The sequence below is a fragment of the Actinomadura sp. 1N219 genome, from assembly GCF_044326405.1.
In the GTDB taxonomy this organism is placed as follows: Bacteria; Actinomycetota; Actinomycetes; order Streptosporangiales; family Streptosporangiaceae; genus Spirillospora.
The window spans coordinates 19,945-40,306 of record NZ_JBIRAY010000022.1 but is presented as its reverse complement, the minus strand read 5'-3'; the positions used below and the strand labels follow the sequence as shown (position 1 = coordinate 40,306).

Annotated in this window: 19 protein-coding genes; 8 read left to right on the top strand and 11 right to left on the bottom strand. The window is 74.5% G+C overall.

The features are described 5' to 3' along the window. The first annotated feature begins 40 nt into the window (after window positions 1–40). Window positions 41–1,306, top strand: a complete 1,266-nt coding sequence (locus ACH35V_RS39270; RefSeq protein WP_395979966.1) for an ABC transporter ATP-binding protein — start codon at window positions 41–43, stop codon at window positions 1,304–1,306. 171 nt (window positions 1,307–1,477) lie between these two features. Here ACH35V_RS39270 and ACH35V_RS39265 read toward each other — a convergent pair whose 3' ends face one another. Beyond that, window positions 1,478–2,587, bottom strand: a complete 1,110-nt coding sequence (locus tag ACH35V_RS39265) for a M24 family metallopeptidase (protein ID WP_395979965.1) — start codon at window positions 2,585–2,587, stop codon at window positions 1,478–1,480. A gap of 115 nt (window positions 2,588–2,702) precedes the next feature. Between ACH35V_RS39265 and ACH35V_RS39260 the strand changes: the two genes are divergently transcribed. The 3 genes from ACH35V_RS39260 to ACH35V_RS39250 all read left to right on the top strand — a co-directional run bounded on the left by ACH35V_RS39260 (window position 2,703) and on the right by ACH35V_RS39250 (window position 6,185). Further along, window positions 2,703–3,623, top strand: a complete 921-nt coding sequence (locus tag ACH35V_RS39260) for a 5'-3' exonuclease H3TH domain-containing protein (protein ID WP_395979964.1) — start codon at window positions 2,703–2,705, stop codon at window positions 3,621–3,623. Between the two features lie 279 nt (window positions 3,624–3,902). Continuing rightward, complete coding sequence (locus ACH35V_RS39255; RefSeq protein ID WP_395979963.1) at window positions 3,903–4,724, top strand: Crp/Fnr family transcriptional regulator; 822 nt, start codon at window positions 3,903–3,905, stop codon at window positions 4,722–4,724. A 42-nt stretch (window positions 4,725–4,766) separates the two neighbouring features. Further along, the gene (locus ACH35V_RS39250) at window positions 4,767–6,185 is read left to right on the top strand and encodes an RNB domain-containing ribonuclease (protein ID WP_395979962.1); all 1,419 of its coding nucleotides are present in this window, start codon (window positions 4,767–4,769) and stop codon (window positions 6,183–6,185) included. A 27-nt stretch (window positions 6,186–6,212) separates the two neighbouring features. Here the strand turns inward: ACH35V_RS39250 and ACH35V_RS39245 are convergent, their stop codons facing one another. The 4 genes from ACH35V_RS39245 to nirB form a co-directional block, all read right to left on the bottom strand. Next, window positions 6,213–6,875, bottom strand: coding sequence for a heme oxygenase (biliverdin-producing) (locus tag ACH35V_RS39245; RefSeq protein ID WP_395979961.1), 663 nt, complete (start codon window positions 6,873–6,875; stop codon window positions 6,213–6,215). Between the two features lie 143 nt (window positions 6,876–7,018). Beyond that, the gene (locus tag ACH35V_RS39240; protein WP_395979960.1) at window positions 7,019–7,312 is read right to left on the bottom strand and encodes a DUF2470 domain-containing protein; all 294 of its coding nucleotides are present in this window, start codon (window positions 7,310–7,312) and stop codon (window positions 7,019–7,021) included. 87 nt (window positions 7,313–7,399) lie between these two features. Next, window positions 7,400–8,872 carry an FAD-dependent oxidoreductase gene (locus ACH35V_RS39235; protein ID WP_395979959.1) on the bottom strand — a complete coding sequence of 491 codons (1,473 nt, stop codon included), beginning with the start codon at window positions 8,870–8,872 and terminating at the stop codon, window positions 7,400–7,402. Continuing rightward, window positions 8,869–11,376 (bottom strand): nitrite reductase large subunit NirB, encoded by a 2,508-nt coding sequence (gene nirB / locus ACH35V_RS39230; RefSeq protein WP_395979958.1) that lies wholly within the window; start codon window positions 11,374–11,376, stop codon window positions 8,869–8,871. The genes ACH35V_RS39235 and nirB overlap by 4 nt, the downstream gene beginning before the upstream one ends. Window positions 11,377–11,562: 186 nt before the next feature. Here nirB and ACH35V_RS39225 point away from each other — a divergent pair, with 186 nt between their 5' ends. Continuing rightward, window positions 11,563–12,540 (top strand): DUF3068 domain-containing protein, encoded by a 978-nt coding sequence (locus ACH35V_RS39225; protein WP_395979957.1) that lies wholly within the window; start codon window positions 11,563–11,565, stop codon window positions 12,538–12,540. A gap of 5 nt (window positions 12,541–12,545) precedes the next feature. Here ACH35V_RS39225 and ACH35V_RS39220 read toward each other — a convergent pair whose 3' ends face one another. Further along, window positions 12,546–13,928, bottom strand: coding sequence for a 6-phospho-beta-glucosidase (locus ACH35V_RS39220; RefSeq protein ID WP_395979956.1), 1,383 nt, complete (start codon window positions 13,926–13,928; stop codon window positions 12,546–12,548). Between the two features lie 62 nt (window positions 13,929–13,990). Here ACH35V_RS39220 and ACH35V_RS39215 point away from each other — a divergent pair, with 62 nt between their 5' ends. Next, window positions 13,991–14,872 (top strand): NAD-dependent protein deacetylase, encoded by an 882-nt coding sequence (locus tag ACH35V_RS39215; RefSeq protein ID WP_395979955.1) that lies wholly within the window; start codon window positions 13,991–13,993, stop codon window positions 14,870–14,872. Between the two features lie 15 nt (window positions 14,873–14,887). On the opposite strand, the gene ACH35V_RS39210 is transcribed toward ACH35V_RS39215, so the two are convergent. Both ACH35V_RS39210 and ACH35V_RS39205 read right to left on the bottom strand, forming a co-directional pair. Then, window positions 14,888–15,604 (bottom strand): DUF4142 domain-containing protein, encoded by a 717-nt coding sequence (locus ACH35V_RS39210; RefSeq protein ID WP_395979954.1) that lies wholly within the window; start codon window positions 15,602–15,604, stop codon window positions 14,888–14,890. 106 nt (window positions 15,605–15,710) lie between these two features. Next, window positions 15,711–16,205: a MarR family winged helix-turn-helix transcriptional regulator gene (locus ACH35V_RS39205; protein ID WP_395979953.1), complete on the bottom strand. Its 495-nt coding sequence runs from the start codon at window positions 16,203–16,205 to the stop codon at window positions 15,711–15,713. Window positions 16,206–16,324: 119 nt separating this feature from the next. On the opposite strand from ACH35V_RS39205, the gene ACH35V_RS39200 reads away from it, so the two are divergent. Further along, window positions 16,325–16,960: an ArsR/SmtB family transcription factor gene (locus ACH35V_RS39200; protein WP_395979952.1), complete on the top strand. Its 636-nt coding sequence runs from the start codon at window positions 16,325–16,327 to the stop codon at window positions 16,958–16,960. A 102-nt stretch (window positions 16,961–17,062) separates the two neighbouring features. Then, entirely contained in the window at window positions 17,063–17,800 is a 738-nt protein-coding gene (locus ACH35V_RS39195) for a hypothetical protein (RefSeq protein ID WP_395979951.1), read from the top strand. 80 nt (window positions 17,801–17,880) lie between these two features. Here the strand turns inward: ACH35V_RS39195 and ACH35V_RS39190 are convergent, their stop codons facing one another. The 3 genes from ACH35V_RS39190 to ACH35V_RS39180 form a co-directional block, all read right to left on the bottom strand. Further along, window positions 17,881–18,723 carry an ABC transporter permease gene (locus ACH35V_RS39190; protein ID WP_395979950.1) on the bottom strand — a complete coding sequence of 281 codons (843 nt, stop codon included), beginning with the start codon at window positions 18,721–18,723 and terminating at the stop codon, window positions 17,881–17,883. Next, window positions 18,720–19,739 (bottom strand): ABC transporter ATP-binding protein, encoded by a 1,020-nt coding sequence (locus tag ACH35V_RS39185; RefSeq protein WP_395979949.1) that lies wholly within the window; start codon window positions 19,737–19,739, stop codon window positions 18,720–18,722. The genes ACH35V_RS39190 and ACH35V_RS39185 overlap by 4 nt, the downstream gene beginning before the upstream one ends. A gap of 194 nt (window positions 19,740–19,933) precedes the next feature. Beyond that, window positions 19,934–20,293, bottom strand: coding sequence for a hypothetical protein (locus ACH35V_RS39180; protein ID WP_138645430.1), 360 nt, complete (start codon window positions 20,291–20,293; stop codon window positions 19,934–19,936). Between the last annotated feature and the right edge of the window lie 69 nt (window positions 20,294–20,362).

Below are 20,362 nucleotides of genomic sequence, written 5' to 3'. Positions count from 1 at the left end.
CGACAGGGGGTTATGGAAACGTTTCCAAGAGGGGGTTCGGATGGCCAGGATCGTGCTGGACCGGGTCGACAAGGTGTACTCCGGCGGCGTCAAGGCCGTGGACGGCCTCGACCTGGAGATCCGCGACGGCGAGTTCATGGTGCTGGTCGGCCCGTCCGGCTGCGGCAAGTCCACCGCGCTGCGCATGATCGCCGGGCTGGAGGAGATCACCGGCGGGAAGATCTCCATCGGCGAGCGGGTCGTCAACGACCTCGCGCCCAAGGACCGCGACATCGCGATGGTCTTCCAGAACTACGCCCTCTACCCGCACATGACCGTCGAGCAGAACCTCGCGTTCGGCCTCAAGCTGCGCGGCACGCCGAAGGCGGAGATCAAGCAGAAGGTCCGCGACGCCGCCAAGATGCTCGGCCTCGAGCAGTTCCTGTCCCGCAAGCCCGCCGCGCTGTCGGGCGGGCAGCGGCAGCGGGTCGCGATGGGCCGCGCGATCGTCCGGCAGCCGCAGGCGTTCCTGATGGACGAGCCGCTGTCCAACCTGGACGCCAAGCTCCGCGTGTCGATGCGCGCGTCCCTCAGCCAGCTGCACGAGCGGCTCGGCGTCACCACCGTGTACGTCACCCACGACCAGGTCGAGGCGATGACGCTCGGGACGCGGGTCTGCGTGCTGCGCGAGGGCCGCCTGCAGCAGGTCGACACGCCGCAGCGGCTGTTCGACAACCCCGTCAACCTGTTCGTGGCGGGCTTCATCGGCTCCCCGGCGATGAACTTCGTGTCCGCGAGCCTCACCTCCGGCGAGGGCGGCGCGCAGGTCGCCTTCGCCGGGTACACGCTGCCCGTCCCGGCGTCCGTCCTGAACGAGAAGCCCGGCCTGCAGAACTACCTCGGCCGCCAGATCATCCTGGGCATCCGGCCGTCCGACTTCGAGGACGCCGCGCACGCCAGCCCCGAGTGGGCGCCGATGGCGGTCCGCAGCAGCGTGACCGAGGAGCTCGGCAGCGAGATCAACGTGATCTTCACGATCGACGCGCCGCCGGTCGAGCACAAGGACACCGCCGACCTCGCCGAGGACGCCGCCGAGGGCGAGGCCGACATGGCGATCCCGCTCACCGACAACCGGGCGCTGTGGACGGCCCGCGTCAACTCCCGCTCGCGCGTGCGCCCCGGGCAGCACGTCGACCTCGGCGTCGACACCCGCCGGCTGCACTTCTTCGACCCGTCCAGCGGCCTGGCGATCGGGCACCCCGACACCGTCCGCAAGACCGCCCCCGGTCCCCAGGACACCGTGACCGACTTCCACAAGCAGGGCTAGCCCAGGGGGACGACCCCCTGGAACCCCCGTCAGGCACGGCGGGCACGTTTCCCGAGCCGCTGGCGCGTCTCGTGAAACACACCCGCCGTGCTCGGGTCGTGCGACCTCCGGGCGCTGGGCGCCCTCCGGCCGCACGACCCGTGACCCCGGTTGAGGTTCGAGCCGGGTGGGTCAGCCGACGATGACCAGGCCGTGGTCGGTGACGTTCATCGGCTCGCAGCCGTCCTCGGTGCACACGACGATGTCCTCGATGCGGGCGCCGTGCGGGCCGGGGTAGATGCCCGGCTCGATTGAGAACGCCATGCCCGGCTCCAGCGGCTCCAGGTTGCCCGCCACGATGTAGGGGTCCTCGTGCGACTCCAGGCCGATGCCGTGGCCGGTGCGGTGGAAGAAGTCGGCGCCGTGCCCGGCGGCCTCGATGACGTCGCGGGCCGCCGCGTCCACCGCCTCGGGCGTGACCCCGGGACGGACGGCCGCGCACGACGCCCGCTGCGCCTCCTCCAGCACCTCGAAGTACGCGCGGTACTCCGCGGGCGGCTCGCCGACGCAGTAGTTGCGGGTGGAGTCCGAGCAGTACCCGCTCGGCATCGTCCCGCCGATGTCGACCACGACCGGCTCGCCCGGCCGGATCACCCGGTCGGACGGCTCGGCGTGCGGGTTGGCCCCGTTCGGGCCCGACCCGACGATCACGAAGTCGACCTGCGCGTGCCCCTCGCCGGTGATCGCGTCGGCGATGTCGCGCGCGACCTCCCGCTCGGTGCGGCCCGCCTTCAGCAGGTCCGGCACGCGGCGGTGCACCCGGTCGATCGCCGCGCCCGCCTCGCGCAGCGCCGCGACCTCCGCCGGGCTCTTGCGCATCCGCAGCTCCCGCAGCACTCCCCCGGCCGCGACCTGCTCGGCGGCGGGCATCGCGGCGCGGAACCGCAGCGCCATCACCGCCCACATCCGGTCGGCCACGCCCACCGTCCCCGGGTCCTGCGGGAGCCGCCCGGCGACCAGCGCGTACGGGTCGTCGATCTCGTCCCACGGCACCAGCTCCACGCCGAGCGACCCGGCGGGCGACGCCTGGGCCGCGGGCAGCTCCAGCCGCGGGACGACCAGGAACGCCTCGCCGCCGGCCGGCACCACCAGGCAGGTGAGCCGCTCCAGCTGCTTGGCGTCGTACCCGGTGACGTACCGCAGGTCCGGGCCGGGGGTCAGCAGCACCGCCCCGAGCCCCGCCTTCGCCGCCGCGTCCCGCACCAGGCCGAGGCGCTCACGCGGATACAACTCCGTTGTCACACCCGTCTCCATTCTCCGGTCTTCACTGCGGTACCAGGATCGCAGGCGGACCGGGGCCGCGGCGCCCCGGCCCGCCTGCGCCCCGGTGTCGGCGCGGCATGGCACGATGTGGCGCATGAGCGGGCTGATGCTGCTGGACACGCCGTCGTTGTACTTCCGCGCCTTCTTCGGGGTGCCCGAGACGGTCACCGCCCCGGACGGGACGCCGGTGAACGCCGTCCGCGGCCTCATCGACATGATCGCGCGGCTCGTCCAGGACCGCGGGCCCGAGCGCCTGGTCTGCTGCATGGACGCCGACTGGCGGCCCGCGTTCCGGGTGGCGGCGCTGCCGTCCTACAAGGCGCACCGGGTGGCCGAGAGCGGCGGCGACCAGACGCCCGACGCGCTGGAGGCGCAGCTCCCGGTCATCGACGCGGTGCTGGACGCGTTCGGGCTGGCGCGGGCGGGCGTCCCCGGCTACGAGGCCGACGACGTCATCGGGACCCTGGCGGTGCGGGGCGCGGCGGACGGCCCGGTCGACATCGTGACCGGCGACCGCGACCTGTTCCAGCTGGTGGACGACCGCGCCCCGGTCGCCGTCCTGTACACGGCGCGCGGCATCAGGAACCTGCAGATCATGGGCGAGAAGGAGATCACGGCCAAGTACGGCATCCCCGGCCGCGGGTACGGCGACTACGCGACGCTGCGCGGCGACCCGTCCGACGGCCTGCCCGGCGTGCCCGGCGTCGGCGACAAGACCGCCGCCGCGCTCGTCACCCGGTTCGGGTCGGTGGCGGGGATCCTCGCCGCGCTCGACTCCGGCGCCGACGAGGGGTTCCCGGCGGGCGCGCGGCGCCGCATGGAGGCGGCGCGCGAGTACCTCGCCGCCGCCGAGACGGTCGTGCGGGTCGTCACCGACATCGACGCGCCGGAGCTGGCGAACCTCGACGACCGGCTCCCGTCCGGCGCGCGCGACCCCGAGACTCTCGTCGCGCTGGCGGACCAGTGGAACCTCGCGAGCCCCGTCAACCGCCTGCTGAACGCCCTGTCCCGCTGACCGGCGCCTTGACCCCCGCCCTGACTGATCGTCGCTGCAATTTTCGTCAAAAGTGTCAGATGACGCAGACAGGGCGTTCTCCCGCGTGCAGCATCCTGCCCAGTGAGGGGTTCTCATTGGGATGAAGGCAGTGCGCCGCCGCGGGACGGACGATGACGCCCGTCCGGCCGGCGGCCGCATGAGCGACCGGTACCCGCGGCACTGGGCCTCACCGCCCCACTCCCCCCATCTGCCGCGGGTACCGGTTCACCCGACCCCAGGAACCGGAGACGCGGACCCGTGACCGAGCACGTGCCGACCGACCGGCCGCCGGCCGCTCGCCCGCCTGCGCCGGCGGCTCGCCCGCCTGCCCCGGCGGCGGCGTCCCGCGGCGGCCGCGGCGGCCCCGCCGACCCCGGCGACGCCTTCTGGGCCGCGCTGGACGACCCCGAGCGCGCGGCGCTCCGGGCGGTCGCGCGGCCGCGCAAGTACGCGCCGCGGACGCCGCTGTGCTACCAGGGCGACGACTCCGACCACATCATCATCATCGAGTCGGGCTGGGCGAAGGTGACGTCGTCGAGCGAGGACGGCCGGGAGGTGGTCCTCGCCGTACGCGGGCCCGGCGACCTGGTGTGCGAGAGCGCGGTGCTCGGCCGCCGGGAGCGGTCGGCGACCGTGGCGGCGCTCAGCCCGCTGCGCGCGCTGGTGGTCCCCGCCGCCCGGTTCACCGGCTTCCTGGACGCCCATCCGGGCGTGTGGCGGCTGGTCAGCGGCACGTTCGTGCGCCGGCTCGACGACGCCGACCGCAGGCTGCAGGCGCACGTGTCCGCGCACGGCGCGCGGCGGCTGGCGATCCTGCTGACCGAGCTGGCGGAGGCGTCGGCAAGGCACGCGCCGCCGGACGCCGCCGGACGCATCGTGATCGGCCCGCCGCTGTCCCAGGAGGAGCTCGGCAGCTGGATGGACGCCTCGCGCGAGACCGTCGCCCGCGCGCTCGGCACGCTGCGGGCCGAGGGCCTCGTCGTCACCGGCCGCCGCAAGATCACCGTGGTGGACGCGGCGCGGCTGGCGGAGTTCGCGCGGACGCCGGAGCGCCCGTCGGCCGACGCCTTTACAATGTAGATCAGGTCCGTAACCGGGTTTTCGTCCCGTACGCTCGGTGCTGTGCCGCGCCGACCGCTGCGACTGCGTACCGCGGAGGCCGACGCCGAGATCCGCGCGGGCCTCGACCGGATCCGCGCCGAGTACTCGGTGCCCGGCCCGTTCCCGCCCGCCGTCCTCACCGAGGCCGCCGGGCCCGCGGTCCATCCCGACGGCCGCGCCGACCTGCGCGGGCTCCCGTTCTTCACCCTCGACCCGCCCGGCTCCCTCGACCTGGACCAGGCCATGCACCTGGAGCGGCGCGGCCCCGGCCACCGGGTCCGGTACGCGATCGCCGACATGGCCGGGTTCGTGCGGCCCGGCGGCGCGCTGGACGCCGAGGCGCGGTCCCGCGGCGTCACGCTCTACCTGCCCGACGCCAACGCGCCGCTGCACCCGCGCCCGCTGTCGGAGAACGCCGCGAGCCTGCTGCCGGGACGGGACCGCCCCGCCGTCGCGTGGACGATCGACATCGACGACGCCGGGCGGATCACCGGCGTGGACGTGCGGCGCGCGCTCGTCCGCAGCCGCGCCCGGCTCGACTACGCGACCGCCCGGCACGACGGCGGCGACCCCCGGATCGCGCTGCTCGGCGAGATCGGCGAGCGGCTCATCGCGGCGGAGGCGGCGCGCGGCGGCGTCAGCCTCCCGCTGCCCGAGCAGGAGGTCGTGCACGCCAACGGCGGCTGGGCGCTGAAGCTGCGCGGCGACCTGGCGACCGAGGCGTGGAACGCGCAGATCTCGCTGCTCACCGGGCGGGCGGCGGCGCGGCTGATGCTGGACGGCGGCGTCGGGCTGCTGCGCACGATGCCGCCCGCGCCGCCCGAGGCGGTGGCGCGGCTCAGGCTCGCCGCCGGCGCGCTCGGCGTCGCCTGGCCCGGGGGCTCCGCGTACGGCGACATCGTCCGCGCGCTGGACCCGTCCCTGCCCCGGCACGCCGCGTTCCTGCACGACGCGGGGGCGCTGATGCGCGGCGCCGGGTACACCGCGTTCGACGGGTCGCCGCCGGGACAGGCCGAGCACGCCGCCGTCGCCGCCCCGTACGCGCACGTCACGGCCCCGATCCGGCGGCTCGCCGACCGGTACGCCACCGAGGTGTGCCTGGCGCTCGCGGCGGGACGCCCCGTCCCCGGCTGGGCCCGCGAGGCGCTGCCGGAGCTGCCGGAGGTGATGCAGCGGGCGCTGCGCCGCGCCGCCGACATCGACCACGCGTGCGTCGACCTCGTCGAGGCGCTGCTGCTGCGCGACCACGTCGGCGACGTCTTCGACGCGGTGGTGGTGGACGTGAGCGCCGACCGGTCCGGCGGGCGCGTCCAGTTGGTGTCGCCGCCGGTGTTCGGCCGCTGCGACGGGGCCGCGCTGCCGCTCGGCGAGCAGGTCAGGGTGCGGCTTGAGGAGGCGGACCCGGCGCGCCGCCGCGTCCGCTTCTCCCGCACGGCCTGACGCCCCCCGCCCTTCCGGGCGTGCGCGTCAGGCGGCGCTGGGGCGGATGATCCGGCCGAGCTCCTCGGTGACGCCGGCGTTGAGGCGGTAGGCGGTCCTGACCTCGTCGATGACGCGGTCCTGCTCGGCGGCGTCCCAGGGCGCGGCGTCCAGGAGGTCCCGGTAGCGGTCCTTGTACGCCTTGGGCTTGCCGGGGAAGCGGTAGAAGCGGACGCCGTCGTCGCCGGCCGTCAGGTCGAGGGTCTTGCGGACCTGCCTGCCGATGTACTGCCCGCCGGACAGGTCGCCCAGGTAGCGGGTGTAGTGGTGGGCGACGAACCCGGCCGGCCAGTCGAAGCACACCTCGCGGAGCCGGTCGCAGTACCGCTCGGTGGCCTCGCCGGGCTCGATGCGGGCGCGCCAGCGCGGGCCGTAGAAGTAGGCCAGGTCGGCCTCAAGCGCGTCGCGGCGGCGCAGGCCGGGAAGGTCGAACGGGCCGGCGACCGGGTCGGACGCCATCCGGTCGGCGGCCTCTTCGAGGAGGTCGTAGACGGGGTGGAGCTGCGCCACCAGGACCGCGTACTCGTCGCGGGCGAGACGGCCCTCGACGAGCGCGCTCATGTAGGCCGACGTCTCGTTGTCCCCGTGGTCGCTCCACGTCGCGGCCCTCAGCCGCGCGGAGAACGCGCCGTCCGTGCCCGTGCTGTCCATTCCCGGCCCTCCTCGATTCCCGGGACTTAGGCTAGCCTTACCTAAATCTGTTGGGAAGGTGCGGCGGCGAAGTTTCCGACGTGACGTCGGTTACTTTACCGACATGGCGTCGGGAACGTCCAGCGGCGATGCCGCGCCGCAGGTCAGCCGCTCAGTGCGGCACGGGCTTCCTCGGTCATCCGGACGACCTCCCGGCGCACCTGCGGGCGTTCGGTCAGCCGCTCGGCGAACGGGATCCGGACGGGACGCTCGGCGCCGCCGTCCATCACCGCGAAGTCGATGCCGTCGGCGTCCATCCCGGTCATCCGGGCCGCGGTCGCGCCGGGCCGGCCGGCGAGCGCCCGGCAGATCGTGAGGCAGTCGGCCGCGTGGTCCTCGTTCATGTGGCGCATGATCTGCCGGACGACGTCGTCGGTGAAGGGGCCCGCGTCGGTCATGGAGTCGTCCTTTCCCCGGGGTGCGGGTTAAACGGGCAGGCCCGCGCGGGCCTGGAGGCGTGAGCCTACCCGCCGCCGCGGCCCCGGTCAGGCGACGTCGGCGGGCTCCTGCCCGGCCAGCCACGCGACGATGCCCTCGACGGCGTCGCGGCACGTCCCGCAGCCGGTGCCCGCCCTGGTCTCGCGCGCGACGTCCCCGGCGGTGCGTGCGCCGCGCTCCCAGCAGGCGCGGATCCGGCCCTTGCTGACGTTGTTGCAGTGGCAGACGGTGGCCGCGTCCGGCATCCGCAGCGGCGCGTCCGCCTGGGCGGGCGTGTCGAAGCCGGGGAAGAGGAGGCCGAGGCGCTCGGACGGCAGCGGAGCGGCGCGGTCGTAGAGCTGGGTCAGGGTCCCGGCGGCGGAGGTCTCGCCGAGCAGGATCGCGCCGATCAGCCGCCCCTCCCGGATGACCGCCTTCTTGTAAGTGCCGCGCGCCGCGTCGGTGAACCGGACGACCTCGACACCGGCGTCGTCGTCGCCGAAGTGCGTCTCGCCCATCGACGCCAGCTCGATCCCGGCGGCCTTGAGCCGGGTGATCTGCCGGGCGCCGGTGAAGCGGGCGGCGGGGTCGGTGCCGGCGAGCAGCCCGGCGAGCACGCCCGCCTGCTCCCAGGCGGGCGCGACCAGCCCGTACACCTCGTCGCGGTGCTCGGAGCACTCGCCGATGGCGCGGACGGACGGGTCGGTGACCGAGCGCAGCTCGTCGTCCACGACGACGCCGCGGCCGACGGCGAGGCCCGCGTCCCGGGCGAGCGCCGTCTCGGGCCGGACGCCGCACGACAGGACGACGAGGTCGGCGTCGGCGGTCTCCGTCCCGCCGCCGGGCAGGGCCAGCTCGACGCCGGTGACGGCGCCGTCCGACACGCGCAGCCCGGTGACGGCGGCCTGGAGGCGGGCGCCGACGCCGAGGGCCGCCAGCGTCCGGGCCAGGACCTTCCCGGCGGCGGGGTCGAGCTGGCGTTCCATGAGGTGCCCGGCCAGGTGCAGGACGGTCACGTCCAGGCCGCGGCCCGCGAGCCCCCGCGCGGCCTCGATGCCGAGCAGGCCGCCGCCGACGACCACCGCGCGGCGCGCCGACTCGGCGAGGCCGGAGATGCGGCGGCAGTCGTCCAGGGTGCGGAACACCAGCGCGCCGTCGGGGAGCCCGCCGCGCAGGCCGGGCAGGGGCGGGACGAACGCGGTGCTGCCCGTCGCGAGGACGAGCGTCCCGTACGGGGTGACGGTCCCGTCGGACGCGTGGACGGTCTTGGCCGCGCGGTCGACGCGGGTGACCTCGACGCCGAGCCTGGCGTCCACACCGTGCGAGGCGTACCAGGCGGCGTCGACCAGGCTGATGTGCTCGGGCCGCGTCACCCCGGCGAGGACGTTCGACAGCAGCACCCGGTTGTAGGGGCGCTGCGGCTCCGCGCCGAACACGGTGACGGGCGTCGCGGCGTCGCGGGCCCGCAGCTCGCCGACGAACCGGGACCCGGCCATGCCGTTGCCGACCACCACGACGCCTGCCGTGCCTCCGGGGCTCACCGCTTCACCTCCAGCGGGAGAAGGGGCCTGATCTGGTCGCGTTCGACGTCGAAGGCGATGCTCGGGTCCGGGGTGTGCGGGGCGTTGACGAACGAGACGAAACGGCCGAGCCGGTCGGGGTCGTCGAGGGTGTCGCGCCATTCGTCGGAATAGGCGGCGACGTGGCGGGCCATCGCGGCGTCGAGGTCGGCGCAGATGCCGAGCCGGTCGTCCACGATGACCTCGCGGAGGTAGTCGAGTCCGCCGTCGAGCGCCTCCAGCCAGCTCGCGGTGCGCTGCAGCCGGTCGGCGGTGCGGATGTAGAACATCAGGAACCGGTCGATCAGGGTGATCAGCTCGTCGTCGGCGAGGTCGGTGGCGAACAGGTCGGCGTGCCGGGGCCGCATGCCGCCGTTCCCGGCGAGGTAGAGGTTCCAGCCGTTCTCGGTGGCGATGACGCCGAAGTCCTTGCTCTGCGCCTCGGCGCATTCGCGGGCGCACCCGGACACGGCGGACTTCAGCTTGTGCGGGGCGCGCAGCCCCCGGTACCGCAGTTCGAGGCGGATCGCCATCGCCGTCGAGTCCTGGACGCCGTAGCGGCACCACGCGGACCCGACGCACGACTTCACCGTCCGCAGCGCCTTGCCGTAGGCGTGCCCGGACTCGAACCCGGCGGCCGTCAGCCGCCGCCAGATCTCGGGGAGCTGCTCGACGCGGGCGCCGAACAGGTCGATCCGCTGCCCGCCGGTGATCTTGGTGTAGAGGCCGAAGTCGCGGGCGACCTCGCCGATCGCGATGAGCCCGGCCGGGGTGATCTCGCCGCCGGGGACGCGCGGCACCACCGAGTACGTGCCGTTCTTCTGCAGGTTCGCCAGGAAGTGGTCGTTGGTGTCCTGCAGCGCGGCCTGCTCCCCCTCCAGGACGTGCCCGTTCCCGAGGCTCGCCAGGATGGACGCGACGGCGGGCTTGCAGATGTCGCAGCCGCGGCCCGTCCCGTGCTTCTCGATGAGCCGGGTGAAGCTGGTGATCCGCCCCGCCCGGACGATGTCGAACAGTTCGGCGCGGCTGTGGCCGAAGTGCTCGCAGAGGGCCGTGCCGACCTCGATCCCGGCGGCGGTCAGCTCGGCGTCCAGGATCCGTTTCAGCAGCGGGACGCAACTTCCGCAGCTCGTCCCGGCGCGCGTGCAGTCCTTCACGGCCGGGACGCCGGTGAGGGAGTGCTCGGTGATCGCGCGGCGGACGCCGTCGGCGGTGACGTTGTTGCAGGAGCAGACGACCGCCGCGCCGGGCAGGTCGCCGCCGCCTGCCGGTTCCGTGCCGCCGAACAGCATGCGCTCGGGGGCGTCCGGCAGGCCCCGGCCGACGTGGGCGCGGAGCGTCCCGTACTGCTCGGCGTCGCCGACGAGGACGCCGCCGAGGAGCGTCCGGGCGTCGTCGCTGACGACGAGCCTCTTGTAGACCCCGGCGACGGGGTCGGTGTAGGTGACGCTGAGCGCGCCCCGCTCCGGCCCGGCGGACGGGTCGCCGAAGGCGGCGACGTCCACGCCCATGAGCTTCAGCTTCGCGGACGTGTCGGCGCCGCCGAACACGGCGGTGCTCGCGTCCGACAGCAGCCGGTCGGCGACGACCTCCGCCATCGCGAAACAGGGCCCGGCCAGCCCATGCACGGCGCCGCCGACCTGGGCGCATTCGCCGATCGCCCAGACGGCCGGGTCCTCGGTGCGGCAGGACACGTCCACGACGATCCCGCCCCGCTCCCCCACCGGCAGGCCGCAGGCGCGGGCCAGCTCGTCGCGCGGGCGGACCCCGGCGGAGAACACGACGACCTCGGCCTCGATCGCCTCGCCGTCGGCGAGCACGACCCGCCGGACCGCGCCGTCCTCCCCCGCCTCCAGCGCCCGCACCGGGACGCCCACGTGGACGGACAGGCCGAGGCCCTCGATGTGGCGGCGCAGCATCGCGCCGCCGCCCTCGTCGAGCTGGCGCGGCATCAGCCACGGCGCGACCTCCACGACGGCGCCGCGCAGCCCGAGGCCCTGGAGCGCGCGGGCCGCCTCCAGCCCCAGGAGCCCGCCGCCGATGACGGCCGCGGTGGCCCGGCCCCGCGCGTACTCGCGGAGGGCGTCCAGGTCGTCGACGGTGCGGTAGGCGAACACGCCCGGCAGGTCGCGGCCCTCGACCGGCGGGACGAACGGCGCCGACCCCGTGGCCAGGACGAGCGCGTCGTAGGCGGCGACGCGTCCCGCCGAGGTGGTGACCGTCCGGGCGGCCCGGTCGACGGCGGTGACGCGCTCGCCGGTGACGACGGCGACCCCGCCGCCGTGCGCGGGGTAGGCGAGGTCGGCGCCCTCCAGGTGCGTCGTCAGCGCCACCCGGTCGTAGGCCGGGCGGGGCTCCTCGCCGATGACGGTGATCGTCCAGGTCCGGGCGGCGTCGCGCTCGCGCAGGGCCTCCACGAGGCGGTGCGCGGACGGGCCGTGCCCGGCCACCACGAGCCGCCCGCCCGGTTCGCTGTCGGCTCCCATGCGGCCGATTCTGAGCGGCGCCCATTTCGCCCGGACGTCGCGGATATCACCTCCGCGTAAACGGTCGCTCACACCCGCCGCGACCGCGATGAGAAATGCTTTTCGTCCCGCTCTGGTCAGGTACGCAACCTTTGTGGGATTGTGCGCGCACCCGTTTTACTTTCGCCGCGTTCCTGGGAGGCCGCAATGCGAAGGGCCATCGGTTTCACCCTGATCGGCATCGGTGCGTTCATGCTGGCAGGGTTCGTCCTCGCGCGTTTCTACGTCGCGCCGTCGCTGATCGGCGCGCCGACGGACTTGTACCAGGTCACGCGGCTGCAGGCCGACGGCGCCGCCTACTTCGACGCCGGGAAGCTCACCCCGCGGACCGGCGCCACGGTCGTCGCGACCAACACGATCCGGGCCGATGTGGACGCCCGCGACGACGGGCTCGCCGTATGGGACTCCACCACGGTCGTCCAGGACACGGCGAACGGCGTCACGATCGAGATACAGAAGCAGCGGCTCGCCTTCGACCGCCGGACGGGACGGCTCCAGAACTGCTGCGGCGCGGCGGTGGAGGACGACAAGAGCGTCCGGCAGTCCGGAATCGGCCTCTTCTGGCCGGTGGAGCCGGAGAAGAAGGGCCTGCAGCTCTTCGACACCGGCACCCGGCGCGCCTGGCCGATGGTCTTCGCCGGGGAGGAGCGGCGCGACGGCGTCCGCACCTTCCGGTTCGTCCAGCGCGTCCCGGACACCAAGATCCCCAGCAGCCTGCCCGCCGTGCCGCCCGAGCTGCTCGGCCTCCCCAAGGGCGGCGCGCCCGTGCCGGTGGACCGCTTCCAGCGGTCGGAGTCCACGTACTGGATCGACCCGCGGACCGGCGCGCCCGTCGACCAGCAGCGGCACGTGGTGTCGACGCTGCGGCCCCAGCAGGGCGGCGCGGGCGCCCTCGTCGTCGCCGACCTGGACCTCAAGATGACGCCCGAGTCGCGGAAGGCCCTGCAAGCGAAGTCCGACGACGGCGCCGCCAAGATCCGGCTGCTGAAGACGATCGTGCCGCTGACCTTCCTCGGCGTCGGCCTGTTCGCCCTGGCGGCGGGCCTGGCCCTGGCGACCGGCTCGGGGCGCCTCCCCCGGCACCGCGGCGCGCTCGGCGGCTCCGCCGCCCCGGCGAGCCAATAGCGGGGTCACTTTGAGGCGAACACGGCGGCGACCTCGGGGATGCGGGTGACGTAGCCGTCCAGGAGCCGCCGTCCCACCGACACGGAGTCGACCAGGGGGTGGAGCGCGAAAGCCTTGGCGGCGTCGGGGCGCGAGCCGGTCAGCGCGGCGCGGATCGTCAGGCGCTCGACGGCCTTGACCTGCTGCATCAGGCCCGTCTGGTGCAGGCCGGGCTGGGTGAGCGGCAGCGGGTGCACGCCGTCGGCGTCCACGCGCACCGGCACCTCGACGACCGCGTCCGGCGGCAGCGCGGCCACCGTCGTCCCGTTCCGGACGTTGAGGATCATGGTGGCGGGCTCGTCGCGGGCGATCGCGGCCATGACCCTCACCGCGACGCCGGCGTAGCCCTCGTCGACCGGGTCGACGCCGGAGTGTCCGGCCGTCTCGGCGCCGGTGACGGAGCCCTTCATCTCGGCCATGTAGCTGGCGCTGCGGGCGGCGACGGTCTCGCGCCACAGCTCCAAGGCCGCGCCGCCGGACGCCCGGTCGGCCAGCGGCGCGACGCGCTCGTAGAACGCGGCCTGCTGCGCGGCGAGGAACTCGCCGCGGGTCTGCGGCGCGTCGAGGGTGGCGCGCACCGCCTCCCGGTTGAAGTAGAAGTAGTACAGGTACTCGTTGGGGATCATCCCGAGGTCGCGGAGCCAGTCGCGGCCGAACACCACGCCCTCCTCCAGGGAGCCGAGCAGGCCGTCGTCGGCGAGGACGGCGGGCAGCACGTCGGCGCCCTCGTGCAGGACGCGGCGTGTCCAGCCGAGGTGGTTCAGGCCGACGTAGTCGAGCCGGAGGCGGGACGGGTCGAGCCCGAGCGCGGCGGCGACGCGGGTCCCGAGCCCGGACGGGGTGTCGCAGACGCCGAGCACCCGGTCGCCGAGCACCGCCTGCATCGCCTCGGTGATCATGCCGGCGGGGTTGGTGAAGTTGATGACGTGGGCGTCCGGCGCGAGTTCCCGGACCCGGCGGGCGATGCGCGTCATGACGGGGACGGTGCGCAGGCCGTAGGCGATCCCGCCGGGGCCGGTGGTCTCCTGCCCGAGGACGTCCAGGCCGAGCGCGACCCGCTCGTCGCAGACCCGCGCGGCGGTGCCGCCGACGCGGATCGCGGAGAAGACGAAGTCGGCGCCGTCCAGCGCGCGGTCCAGGCCGGTGGCGGTGCGCACCTCCGGCGCGTCCGCGGCGCTCCCGGCGCCGTCCGCGAGCGCGGCGAGGACCGCCGCCATGACCTTCAGGCGCGCGGTGTCGGTGTCGTACAGCCAGACCTCGTCGATCCGCGGGGTCCCGCGGTCGCGCAGCAGCGCCTCGTACACGTGCGGCACCCGGAACCCGCCGCCGCCGAGAATGGCCAGCTTCATGCAGCGGAACGTAGCACCCGTCCGGCGCCCGTCCAGCGCCCGGCGTCGTGCACCATGGAGGGGTGACGCAGGTTGAGAGCCGGTTCGCCGGCGGCGGGGCGGAGGCGGGGGCGCGGCTGCGGACGCTGGCCGACCTCGTCTCGGACGGCGGCGTGCTGGTGCTGAGCGGCGCCGGCCTGTCGACCGAGTCGGGCATTCCCGACTACCGCGGGGAGACGGGGCGACGGCGGCGGGCCGAGCCGATGACCTACCAGACGTTCACCGGGTCGGCGGCGGCGCGGCGCCGGTACTGGGCGCGCAGCCATCTGGGGTGGCGGCACATCGCGGCGGCGCGTCCGAACGACGGGCACCGCGCGGTCGCGGAGCTGGCGCGGCGCGGGCTGGTCACGGGGATCATCACCCAGAACGTCGACGGCCTGCAGCAGGCCGCCGGGGCGGACGGGGTCGTCGAGCTGCACGGCGCGCTCGACCGGGTGGTCTGCCTGGTGTGCGGCGACCGGACGCCCCGCGCCCGCCTGGACGAGCGGCTCCGCGCCGCGAACCCCGGCTGGGACGCCCGCGCCGCGGCCCCCGGCACGGTCAACCCGGACGGCGACGCCGTCCTCGCCGACGCGGACGTCGAGGCGTTCCGGGTCGTGGACTGCGAGCGGTGCGGCGGCGTCCTCAAACCCGACGTGATCTTCTTCGGGGAGAACGTGCCGCCGGGCCGGGTGCGGGACTGCTTCGCGCTCACGGAGGCGGCGGGCGCGCTGCTGGTGCTCGGGTCGTCGCTGACGGTGCTGTCGGGGTACCGGTTCGTCCGGCACGCGGCCGGGCACGGCGTCCAGGTCGCGATCGTCAACCGGGGCGCGACCAGGGGCGACGAGCACGCCCGGGTGACGCTGGACGCGCCGCTCGGCGCGACGCTGCGGGCGCTGCTCGCCGAGCTGGACGCCCGCGGCTGAACCGCGCGGGCACGATCAGCCCCTGATCACGGAGGTGGCGGCGGGCGCGGGCGTCCGCCGCTGGATCGGGCTGCCGGGCTCGGGCGCGCCGGTCACGGTCGGCGGGTCGGGCAGCGCGTCGACGGTGACGAAACCGGTCCCCTCCAGCAGCGTCATGTGGGTGTGGACGAACGTCTCGCACTGCTTGGCGAACTGCCGGACGAGGGTGTTGCGGGTGCTGGCGCGGACGGCGGCGATCTGCGGGTAGATCTGGCCGTGCGCCACCCGCATCCGCGCCACGGCCGTCTTGTCGTACTCGGTGCCGGACTTGCCGCCGATCTCCGACATCCAGCTCTGCTGCTCGGCGGTCGGCCGGTCCGGCAGCGGGACGTTGAGCTGGGCGGCGATCCCGCGGGCGAGCTCGTCCAGCCGCTCGTGCTGGCGGGCGATCTCGGCGAGGTTGCGCTGGGTGGCGGGCCGGGCGGCGCGGCGCGCGGCCTCCCGCCCGACGGGGATCTCCCAGAGCCCGGCCTCTCTGACCTTGACGATGAGGACGCGGTCGGCGGGCCCGAGCGGCCCCCATTCGGTGGTGACGGTGGCCTGGCGGGCGTTCTCCGCCGCGGCCGCCGCGGGCTGCGCCCCGCCGTCGCTGGACTGGCGCGCCAGGGCGGTGCAGCCGCCGAGGAGGAGCGGCGCGGCGAGCCCGAACGCCGCGACCTGTGCCGCCACGGGGATGGGCCGGGGTGTTCGCATCCGCCGCCGTCCTTCCGGTCGAGGAGAGGTGCGTCACCGGGGCTGTACGCACGTCGCCCCGGCGGGGTTCAGCGGCGGGGCGGGTTCAACGGCGGGGCGGGGCGCGTCAGGTCCAGGCGAGCGGGACGGGGGAGGCGGCCGGGGGCTCGCCGCCCGCCTCGGTGAAGGCGCGCAGGGCGGCGACGAGGGTGCGGCGCTGGCCGGGCGGCATCCGGGCGACGATCTCGGCGATGTCGGCGCGGCGGCGGGCGGTGACGTCGTCGACGATGGCGCGGCCGGCGGCGGTGAGCTGGATCCGGACCTCGCGGCCGCTGTCGGGGCTGGCCTGCCGGTCCAGCAGCCCGGCGGCGGCGAGCCGGTCCACCATCCGCATGGCGGTGGACGGGTTGACCTCCAGCAGCCCGGCGAGCGTGACGAGCTTGAGCGGCCCCTGCGAGGACAGCACGACGAGGAGCCGGAACTGCGGCAGCGTGACGGCGTCCTCGACGGCGGCGAGGGACCGCACGGAGATCGCCACCAGCAGCCGGGACGCGGTCAGCACCGCCGAGGTGACCTCGTCGACGCCGTGCGCGTCGCCGGCGGGGGCGGCCTGCTTGCTCATGACGACTTTCTACAACGCCCGGAGCCCCGTGCGCCAATGTGTGCCAGCCGGTCCCGCGCCAGGCTCCGACAAAAGATTCTGTCTTGACAAATCTGATTGTCGGTTGCCATGATGGGGCCATGCTGGACGTGACGGTGATCGAGAACCCCGAGGCGGCGGCCGCCTCGCTGGACCCCATGCGGGCGCGGCTGCTCGCCGAGCTGGCCGAGCCGATGTCGGCGACCGCGCTCGCGGCCCGGGTCGGCCTGCCCAGGCAGAAGGTCAACTACCACCTGCGGGCGCTGGAGCGGCACGGGCTGGTCGAGCTGGTCGGCGAGCGCCGCAAGGGCAACATGACCGAGCGGCTGATGCGGGCCACGGCGGCGTCCTACGTCATCTCGCCGCTCGCGCTCGCGTCGGTGCAGCCGGACCCGGACCGGCACCGGGACGCGCTGTCGGCGCGGTGGCTGCTGGCGCTCGCGGCCCGGCTGGTCCGCGACGTCGGCGCGCTGATCACCGGCGCGGCGCGGGCCGACCAGCGCCTGGCGACGTTCGCGCTGGACGGGGAGGTCCGGTTCGCGTCCGCGGCCGACCGGGCGGCGTTCATCGAGGAGCTGACCGCCGGCGTCGGCGCGCTGGTCCGCAAGTACCACGACGCGGAGTCGGAGGGCGGGCGGGGCCACCGCGTCGTGATCGCCGTCCACCCGTCGCTGAAGGCTGAGCCCGGGGCCGCCGCCGAACCGGAGCGGGACGTCCCCGGAGAGATCGAGTCCTGACCGGCGGCCGGTCGCCGCAACGCAACGCCGCTCAACGCACCGCCACTCAAACGCAACGCCGCTCAACGCAACGCAACCACGAAAACGTAGAGGAGAGTCGTCATGGCCAAGGCATTCGAGATCGTCCGCGAGTTCGAGGTCGACTCGTCGCCCGAGCAGGTGTGGGAGGCGATCACCACGGGCGCCGCGGGGTGGCTGTGGCCCGCGGAGTACGAGCCGCGGGTCGGCGGCGCGGCCGGGCTCGGCGGGGTCGTCACCGCGTGGGACCCGCCGCACCGGCTGACCAGCCGCCAGGAGGACCCGAACGGCATCGAGGGCCTCCCCCAGTCGCTGAACCAGCTCGACAACCTGATCGAGCCGCGCGACGGCGGACGCGCCTGGGTCCGCTACGTGCACAGCGGGATCTTCACCGACGACTGGGACAACCAGTACGACGGCGCGAACCGGCACACCGACTTCTACCTGCACACCCTGCGGCAGTACCTGGCGCATTTCCCGGGGCTGCCGGCGACGCAGTCCGACGTCCACGGGCCGAAGGCGTCCATGGCGAAGGGGTCGTTCGACGCGGCCGTCCGCGCGCTCGGCCTGGACGCCGCCGCCGAGGGCGACACGGTCCGGGTGGACGTGCCGGGCGCGGGGGCGAAGGACGCGGTGGTCGACTTCCGCAACGAGTACTTCCTCGGCCTGCGCACGGACGACGCGATGTACCGGTTCTTCGGACGCGACGCGTGGGGCGGCCCGGTCGGGATCGCCGTGCACGACTTCGCGCCCGGCTCGGCCGCCGAGCAGGAGCCGGCGAAGAAGGCGTGGCGCACCTGGCTGCAGGACGTCTACGCCTGACCCGCCCGAACGCGGGCGCCCGCACGGAGATCCGTGCGGGCGCCCGTTCGCGTCGCCGGTGAACGGCCTGCGCGTGCGGGTCAGGCGTCGCGGCGTTTGAGGAGGAACGCGGCGACGGCGAGGAGCGCGACCGTCCAGAGGGCGAACACGCCGTACCCCTGCCAGGGCGTGAGCAGGTCGTTCTCGCCCTGGTGGGCCTTGGCGATGAGGTAGCCCGCCTCGGACGGCAGGTAGGCGTGGACGTGCTCGCCGATGCTGCCGGGCAGCAGCGTGGCGAGCGGCGCCAGCACGAGCACGAACCCGATCACTCCGGTGATGCCGCCGGCGGTGTGCCGGACGATCGCGCCGATCGCCAGCGCGAACAGGCCGAGCATGGCCAGGTAGAGGCCGCCGCCGACGACGGCGCGCAGGACGCCCTCGTCGCCGAGCGACACCTCCGCCTTGTCCCCGATGAGCGCCGCGCCGATGAAGAACGACGCGAACGACACCAGGACGCCGAGCGCGAGGACGACCAGCGCGAACACCAGGGCCTTGGCCCACAGCATCGGCAGCCGCCGCGGCACGGCGAGGAGGCTGGCGCGGATCATGCCGGTGGAGTACTCGGAGGCGATCACCAGGACGCCGAGGACGCAGACGGTCAGCTGGCTGAGGAAGAACCCGCTGCCGAGGATGAAGCTGACCGGGTCGGCGGCGACCGAGGCGCGGTCGCCCTCGGTCATATTGTCCCACTGCGCGGTGGTCAGCCCGACGAACAGCGCGGTGAACCCGAGGTCGAGGAGGATGAGCAGGATCAGCGACCACAGGGTGGAGCGGACGGTGCGGATCTTCGTCCACTCGGCGAGCATGAGCCGTCCGAAGCCGGGACGGTCGTGGGCGGGCGGGCCCGCGGGCCGCGCGGCGGCCTCGGTGGTGGCGGCGGTCATCGCGGCTCCTCCTTCCCGGCGGGACCCGCGCCGGGCGCGGCGCCGGCTCCTCCGGCGGCGGGCCCGGGGCCCGGGACGGGTCCGGCGCCCGGGATCGGTCCGGCCACGGGGCCTCCGGCCGCGCCGTATTCGACGCTCTCTCGGGTCAGATCCATGAACGCCGCCTCCAGCGAGCCGCGCATCGGGGTGAGCTCGTGCAGGACGACTCCTTCGGCGGCGGCGAGCTCCCCGACGCGGGGCGCCTCCATGTGGGTGACGGTCAGCAGCCCGTCCTCGGACGGCGTGACCTTGGCGCCCTCGTCGGTGAGGACGCCGGCGAGCCGGGCGGCGTCGGGGCTGCGGACGGCGACCATCTTCTCGGTGCTGCGCTCGATGAACTCCTCGGTGGAGCAGTCGGCGATGAGCCTGCCGCGCCCGATGACGATGAGGTGCTCGGCGGTGACGGCCATCTCGTTCATCAGGTGGCTGGACACGAACACCGTCCGGCCCTCGGCGGCGAGCCGCTGCATGAGGGTGCGGATCCAGACGATGCCCTCCGGGTCGAGGCCGTTGACGGGCTCGTCCAGGATCAGCACGGACGGGTCGCCGAGCAGCGCGGCGGCGATGCCGAGCCGCTGCCCCATGCCGAGCGAGAAGCCGCCGGCGCGCTTGCGGGCGACGCCGGTGAGGCCGACGAGCTCGACGACCTCGTCGACGCGCTTCTTGCCGACCCCCTGGGTCTGCGCGAGGCACAGCAGGTGGTGGTAGGCGCTGCGTCCGGTGTGGACGGCCCGCGCCTCCAGCAGCGCGCCGACCACGCGCATCGGCGCGGGCAGGTCGGCGTAGTGGACGCCGTCGATGCGGGCGTCGCCGCGGTCCGGCCGGTCGAGGCCGAGCAGCAGCCGCATGGTGGTCGACTTCCCGGCGCCGTTCGGGCCGAGGAACCCGGTGACCCGCCCGGGGACGACGGTGAAGGACAGATCGTCCACGGCGGTCTTGTCGCCGTAGCGCTTGGTGAGGTTCTCCGCCTCGATCATGCACACATCCTGCGTGTTCGTTTCGGGAAATAGCGTGATCGGGATCACGCTAGCGGTACCTTCCGGGGCGCCGGATCCTCCGTGCAGCGGATCCGTCTCCGACCTGCGTAGGGTGCCCGCCCGCGCGCCGTCCACGCCCCGGGAAAGACGAGAGGCCCTCCCGCTCGGCGGGAAGGCCCCTGGTCTGTCCGGCGTCAGGCGTTGACGCCGTCGGCGGCGTTGACGTCCTTGTGGAACCGCTTGTGGACGTAGAGCTTCTCGCCGAGCGTCTCGCAGCGCCACCACAGGCCGCTCGGCGGGCCGATGCGGGTGCCGCGCGGCAGCTCGCGCAGGACCTCGTTCACCGGCGTCATGCGGAACCGCCCGGACCGGCACACCAGGATCCGCCGGTCGGTGACCACCACGACGCGGTAGGCGTTGGCGAAAATGATGATCCAGTAGGACAGCAGCGCGAAGTACTGGCTGGTGGTCTGGGCGCCGAACACCGCCTGGACGTTCTCGCCTGGCTGCAGGACGGGGGCCGCGTTGGCGCGCATCTTGTCGCGGATGGCCACGGGTCGGGACCTTTCTCGTGTGTCTCGTGGGCGGCGGCCGCTCCCGGTTCCGGCGGCGGCAGCGGCGGG